This is a genomic window from Desulfobulbus alkaliphilus (assembly GCF_016918545.1).
Classification (GTDB): Bacteria; Desulfobacterota; Desulfobulbia; order Desulfobulbales; family Desulfobulbaceae; genus Desulfobulbus; species Desulfobulbus alkaliphilus.
Genome location: NZ_JAFFQC010000245.1, coordinates 1 through 447 on the forward strand (window position 1 = coordinate 1; position 447 = coordinate 447).

Sequence of the window (447 nt, forward strand, 5' to 3'; positions counted from 1 at the left end):
ATATAGCGCAGCTCTTCATCAGCTCTGATAGAGAGGGGGTTGTAGCCCAGCTCACCAATTTGCGCTTGGCTTGGCATAGACAAGCTCAGTAGGCTTATCAGAACTATACCAAAGACAAATAAATTTTTCATAACAATCACCGTTTTGAACTTTAAAAAGTATGCCATCTGCTCATCAAAAACGTACAGACGGCATACTTTCGTACATATCACACGTGGTTTGTAAGATTATCGGGCAAAGAAGCTGATAATACGGCCACGCTTCAAGTCAACATTTTCTACACCACCAGTAGACATTGCGCGTTGTACGCCCAGCACTTTCACGCTGAAGCCGTCGCCAGCACGGATGTCAAAGGCTCCGAAGTTGATCGCTCCACCGCCAAAAGTTTGTGATTTTACGGCTGCTCCGCCGCGCACTTGAGTAACTTCTACTGAGGTTACGTTATAG

Annotated in this window: 1 protein-coding gene; it reads right to left on the reverse strand. The window is 45.9% G+C overall.

The window, feature by feature from the left end; all coding sequences use genetic code 11:
* Window positions 1-227 precede the first annotated feature (227 nt).
* On the reverse strand, window positions 228-447 hold a 220-nt coding region (locus tag JWG43_RS18345; RefSeq protein WP_205244369.1), incomplete at its 5' end, for a hypothetical protein.